Genomic DNA, 5,840 nt, shown 5'->3' with positions numbered 1-5,840 from the left:
CTCAATACTTAAAACGCCTATTTATGGCTGTTTACAGAAGGGTGAGATAATTATAAACATTGAATTTTTCACTAAAAATGGGTAAATTAACAAAAAAACAACATGGATATAATTTTAATGGAATCAATACACCCTACCCCATCTGAAACAACCCTACCAATAAATGAGCCTGCTGAACCAATTTTTAGCGGAAAAGTGCAGTTTAGTGGTAAAGGCGGTGAGTTTTTTGGAATTTGGATTGTAAATATATTACTTAGCGTTATTACGCTTGGCATATACTCAGCGTGGGCTAAAGTACGTACGCATCGCTATTTTTACGGCCACACCCGTATAGATGGTCATAGCTTTGACTACCTAGCAACGCCAATACAAATTTTAAAAGGTCGGATTTTAGCGGTTATTGTATTTTTTATTTATACATTTTCTATTAGCTTTATGCCTATTTTAGGCCTGTTTATTGCTCTTGGTTTTATCTTTTTAATGCCATGGATTATTAACCAAGGTTTACGTTTTAATCTGCGTATGACCCGCCATCGTAATGTTCGCTTTGCTTTTAAAGGCAGCTATGGCGAAGCCTTTGTTAACTTTATACTTTTACCTATTGCCAGCATATTTACGCTTTATTTATTAATGCCTTACGTTATAAAACGTATTGATAGCTATATCCATAGCAATATTAGTTATGGCGACAAACCGCTTACTGTAAATCTAAAAGGCGAAACCTATTACTTAACAGCGCTTATTTGCTTTGTAGTGAGCTCTATCACCATGGTGGTATTTATGGGGATTTTAGGATTATTTGGCCTCAACTTAGTAGATATTGAAAATCAACAAAATTTAGAAAACCCTGCAGCTATGGTTATGCTTCCTATCTTTATGATGATTGCCTATGTGCTAATGATTGCCATTGTTTCTGCTGTATGGCACGCCGCTATTAGAAATCACATTTTTGATAACAGCTATTTTGAAGGCGTTGCTACATTTAAATCAGAGCTAAAACCAATTCCTTTCGCTGTTTTACTATTAACTAATATGTTGGCTATTGTATTTTCTTTAGGCCTTGCATACCCATGGACAAAAGTACGTACATCAAAAATGCTCGCTGATGTAACTAACGTCACTATTTATCCTGGTGCATTAAACCTAATTGATACCGCGCAAGAACAGCAATCATCATTTGCTGAGGAAGCTGCAAACGTATTTGATATTGACCTTTCTCTAACTTAAGAGCTCACTATGCATGTAAAGGGACATTTTTTCCCCATCGCATCGAGTAACTATCAAGTGTGTGTTGCAACTATTAGCGACACACACATTGAAGTTATCAACGATGAACACGTTATAGCTCGCCACGCAATCTCAAGTCTAAAATTAAGTTCGGGGATGGCAGGACTTGCCGACGAACTAAACTTTGAAGATGGCAGTCGTTTTATTCCTCAAGATGTAAGTTACAGATGGCCATTTAAAGAAAATAACCATCACATAATGGAGCGCCTTGAAAAAAGTAAATGGGCAATTTTAGCTGCAGTCATATTTACACCGCTTTTTATGTGGTTAGTACTTTATAAAGCGGTACCGGCCATTGCTGTTTACAGTGTTGATACCTTGCCACGAAATGTTGTGGAACAAATGGGGGAGCAAAGCTTTACACTAATTAAAAAGATTGCGCTTGACCCAAGCGAGCTGCCCGCAGAGCAACAAGCTAAAGTACAAGCGCATTTTACAAGTATGCTTAATGCGTTATCGCTTGATCAATCGGTTTATAGATTATCGTTTTATAAATCAGACAGCTTTGGTGCTAACGCGTTTGCACTACCCCATGGTCGTATCGTGGTCACAGATGATTTAGCAAATTTACTTGCCGATAAACCCAATGCACTAAAAGCGGTATTGCTACACGAGATGGGCCATGTAGTCCACCAGCATAGCGTACGTATTACAGCACAATCTGCCGCAAGTACGATTGTGCTAGCGGTTGTATTTGGTGATTTAGAAGGGGTTGCAGAGGTTGCATTAGGTACGGGTGCATCGTTTGCTCAGCAAGGGTTTTCACGAGATATGGAACGCGAGGCAGATACCTTTGCACTCATTCAATTAGAGTCGCTTGGGTATTCGAGTAATGATTTTGCTGATGCAATAGAAGCGCTGCAAGAAAGCCATACCAGCGAAAACGAGCACCTCGAAAAAGTAAATGACTTTTTAGAGTATTTATCTAGCCACCCAAGTGCACAAGAGCGTATTAATAATGCTAGGAAATAATCGCGGTTATATTCAACTTGCTCGTTACATAGTGAGTTTAAGTTGGATATATCATGGCTTTTTTCCAAAGCTTTATCATATTGCACCACTTGAAAAATTAATGACTGGCAGTGCTGGTTTTTCAGCAGAAGTGTCTGACTTAATTACACGTTCGGCGGGTTTTGGCGAAATTATATTTGGATTGTGTTTATTTGTGTTTTATAAAAATAAACACTTAGTAATTTTAAATATTTTAGCATTAATTGGCCTTCTACTCGCTGTAGTTGCAGTGCAGCAACAATTGCTTATTGAAGCATTTAACCCTGTAACTACTAACCTGCCTCTTATTGGGCTAAGCGTTATTTGGTTAAAGGAAATTAAGCTGCTGAATAATCGATACCTCTAAGTAAAAAAAGGGTATGCAAGCGCATACCCTTTTTTGTAGTATTTAATTTGTAAAATTAGTACTTATTTTTATGCGTCCACAAATGCAGTAATTCGCTCGCAATGGTTGCTGCGGCAATTGCGGTAAGCTCACTTTGGTCGTACGAAGGTGATACTTCTACCACATCCATACCTACCATGTTTATGCCTTTTAGCGCACGCAGTACTTTAAGTACTTTATCTGACGTTAAACCACCGCACACAGGAGTGCCTGTACCAGGCGCAAACGCAGGGTCTAAACAATCTATATCAAACGTTAAGTAAACAGGTAGGTCACCTACTCGTTCAAGTATTTGCGCTGCAATATCATTTGCATGTAAATCGTTGGCTTGCATTGCATCAATCACAGCAAACTCATGTTTACTTTGATCAAAGTCGGTACGAATACCTATTTGTATACTGTGCTCAACATCAATCAGCCCTTCCATTGGTGCATGATAAAACATAGTGCCGTGATCAAAACGCGAGCCATTGCTATAGGTATCGGTGTGCGCATCAAAGTGCACTAACGCCATTTTGCCATGTATTTTTGCATGAGCGCGTAATAGCGGAAGCGTCACAAAGTGATCGCCCCCTAAACCTAATAGCGTTTTACCTTGGCGAAGTATTTGCTCAGCAGCCATTTCTAGTTGCGCAGTAAAATACTCAGGATCGCCAACAGGGTAAGTAAAGTCCCCTGCGTCTGCCACTTTTAAACGCTCAAATAACGGGAACGTCCACGGGTACTTAGTGTCTTCCCATGCTAAATGAACCGACGCACGACGAATCGCATCCGGACCTAAACGTGCACCAGGGCGACCCGATGTCGCTAAATCAAACGGTAAGCCTAAAACGACTACGTCTGCATCAATTGCATTAATATTTTGCACCATAGGACGACGCAAAAACGTCATCCCATTTGAGTACAATGAGTGATCTGCGTGACCAAACAAAGTCGACATTGCTTATAACTCTTCTAAATAAGTGTAGCCATCAAGGCCGCTTTGCAACTCGTCTAAAACGCTTTGCTGTTCGTGTTTTTCAATTTTAGTGCTTACTAACTGCTCGTATGATTGCTGAAAACTTTCAACATCTAAATGTACATAGCGCATCATATCGGCAACAGTGTCGCCTTGGTTTATCTCGGTAATACTTGCAACGCCTTGCTCATCCATATTAACAATTGCGCTGTGCGTATCGCCAAACAAGTTATGCATGTCACCTAGAATTTCTTGATAAGCACCCACCAAGAAAAAGCCCATTAAATAAGGTTTATCAGCGCTAAACTCTGGTACAGGTAGTGTGCTTTCAATGCCTTGTCCATCTACGTAATGCTCAAGTGCACCGTCTGAATCACAGGTTATATCAAGTAATACAGCACGTTTTTTTGGTGCTTCAGTTAAGCCACTTAATGGCAATACCGGAAACACTTGATCAATGCCCCATGCATCTGGAAGCGATTGAAATAACGAAAAGTTTACAAAAAACTTATCGGCTAAACGTACGTTTAACTCGTCAATAATAGGACGATGAAAACGGTTTTTGTTATCCATGTGCTTGTTAAGTTCATAACAAATACGAATATTAATTTGTTCAGCCCACGCACGCTGCGCTAAGTCTAATAAACCGAGTGCAAATTGGTTATGCGCTTCAGCTAAATCACCTTGGCTGTCGTGATAAATTTCAATTAATGCACGGTCATCCGTTAAATCAGTTAATTGCACAAACGATGCCCACATGTTTTTTAATAAAAGTGGTGCATCTGCCGCTGGCGCTACTAACTCTTCTGGCGTGTAACTTTCAGTACCAATAACATTAGAAATAAGCACAGCATGATGCGCTGTAAGCGCACGACCCGACTCAGAAATAATAGTCGGCATTGGTTGCTCATATTGCTTACATGTATCACCAATGGTGTACACAATGTTATTTGCATATTCAGCTAAGCTGTAATTCATAGAGTTATGCGATTGGCTACGTGTGCCGTCGTAATCAACAGCTAATCCACCACCTACATCAAGGCAATCAATTTCTGCGCCTAACTTACGTAGCTCACAGTAAAAACGCGCCGCTTCGCTTACACCTAAACGTACGTCACGAATGTTCGCCATTTGTGACCCTAAGTGAAAATGTACTAGCTGAAGTAAATCAAGCTGGTTTGCGTCTTTTAAACGATTAACTACATGCAAAACTTGCGATGCAGATAGACCAAATTTTGATTTTTCGCCGCCACTCGCTTGCCATTTACCTTTACCTTGCGATGCTAAACGTACACGAATACCAATGCGTGGTTTTACGTTAAGCTCTTTTGCTTGGCTAAGTACCATGTCTAGCTCAGAAAGCTTTTCAAGTACGATATACACTTTATGACCTAGCTTTTCGCCAATAAGTGCTAAACGTACGTATTCTTTATCTTTGTAGCCGTTACATACAATAACCGCGCTGGTTTTTTCAGCCAGTGCTAGTACCGTAAGTAGTTCAGGCTTGCTGCCTGCTTCTAAACCAAGTTGCTTTTTTTCTACTTGTGCTTGGCTTGCTACTATTTCTTCAACCACTTCACGTTGTTGGTTTACTTTTATTGGGTAAACTAATAGGTAGTCTTTAGGGTAACCATAGTTTTCAATCGCAGTATTAAATGCGCCGCATAAGCTGTGTACACGATGGTGTAAAATTTGCGGAAAACGAACTAAAGCAGGTAAGCTTAAACCTTTCTCTTGTAGTTGCTTTGCGATATCTGTTAATGCAATGGTTTGCTCTGGTGCATGAGCCTTGGGTGCAACATACACATCACCTTGATCATTAATACCAAAAAAACCTTGGCTCCAATGACGAACATTGTAGCTCGTACGAGCTTGTTCTAGTGATGTTGTTTCTTTCATTTATCTTTCTCTTTTATTTAATTAATGCCGACTCGGCTAGTGCCGCGCATTAAAAGAAAAATAGACATTCAAGTCCAACAAGTATTTTTACTCGTAACGAGTGATTTTTAATATTGATAAAACGACCAATCACGTATTGCTCTCTAGCGTATATAAAATATGGCGTTGATGACTATTAAAGATAAGGAAAGTTGTAAAAGTGACAATTTTAAAATCACTTATTATAAATTTTATTAGCAAAAATGAGCTGCCCGAATAAATTAAGGACGTGCAACCTCTTCGCCCGATATTTCTGGCTGT

5 protein-coding genes are annotated in these 5,840 nt (G+C 39.6%); 3 read left to right on the top strand and 2 right to left on the bottom strand.

From position 1 onward, the window contains the following. Positions 1-117: 117 nt before the first annotated feature. The 3 genes from GQR46_RS15085 to GQR46_RS15075 are packed head-to-tail and all read left to right on the top strand — an operon-like array spanning position 118 to position 2,644. Positions 118-1,227, top strand: a complete 1,110-nt coding sequence (locus GQR46_RS15085; protein ID WP_165741355.1) for a YjgN family protein — start codon at positions 118-120, stop codon at positions 1,225-1,227. 9 nt (positions 1,228-1,236) lie between these two features. After that, a complete protein-coding gene (locus tag GQR46_RS15080; RefSeq protein ID WP_165741354.1) occupies positions 1,237-2,259 on the top strand; it encodes a M48 family metallopeptidase in 1,023 nt (340 codons plus the stop codon). Beyond that, positions 2,246-2,644, top strand: coding sequence for a DoxX-like family protein (locus GQR46_RS15075; RefSeq protein ID WP_165728888.1), 399 nt, complete (start codon positions 2,246-2,248; stop codon positions 2,642-2,644). Before GQR46_RS15080 ends, GQR46_RS15075 begins: the two co-directional genes overlap by 14 nt. A gap of 55 nt (positions 2,645-2,699) precedes the next feature. Here GQR46_RS15075 and speB read toward each other — a convergent pair whose 3' ends face one another. Together speB and speA are read right to left on the bottom strand one after the other, a co-directional pair. Next, positions 2,700-3,623 (bottom strand): agmatinase, encoded by a 924-nt coding sequence (gene speB, locus GQR46_RS15070; RefSeq protein WP_007583987.1) that lies wholly within the window; start codon positions 3,621-3,623, stop codon positions 2,700-2,702. A gap of 3 nt (positions 3,624-3,626) precedes the next feature. Continuing rightward, positions 3,627-5,540, bottom strand: coding sequence for a biosynthetic arginine decarboxylase (gene speA / locus GQR46_RS15065; protein ID WP_165728889.1), 1,914 nt, complete (start codon positions 5,538-5,540; stop codon positions 3,627-3,629). Between the last annotated feature and the right edge of the window lie 300 nt (positions 5,541-5,840).

This window comes from Pseudoalteromonas sp. Z1A6 (assembly GCF_011378745.1).
Lineage (GTDB): Bacteria > Pseudomonadota > Gammaproteobacteria > Enterobacterales > Alteromonadaceae > Pseudoalteromonas > Pseudoalteromonas arctica.
The sequence above is the reverse complement of the archived record's forward strand: the minus strand, read 5'-3'. Positions and strand labels throughout refer to the sequence as shown.

What these genes read in the sequence shown, in the direction of transcription:
- GQR46_RS15085 (WP_165741355.1), top strand. Translation starts at nt 118, where the DNA reads ATGGAATCAATACACCCTACCCCATCTGAAACAACCCTACCAATAAAT.
- GQR46_RS15080 (WP_165741354.1), top strand. Translation starts at nt 1,237, where the DNA reads ATGCATGTAAAGGGACATTTTTTCCCCATCGCATCGAGTAACTATCAA.
- GQR46_RS15075 (WP_165728888.1), top strand. Translation starts at nt 2,246, where the DNA reads ATGCTAGGAAATAATCGCGGTTATATTCAACTTGCTCGTTACATAGTG.
- speB (WP_007583987.1), bottom strand. Translation starts at nt 3,623, where the DNA reads ATGTCGACTTTGTTTGGTCACGCAGATCACTCATTGTACTCAAATGGG.
- speA (WP_165728889.1), bottom strand. Translation starts at nt 5,540, where the DNA reads ATGAAAGAAACAACATCACTAGAACAAGCTCGTACGAGCTACAATGTT.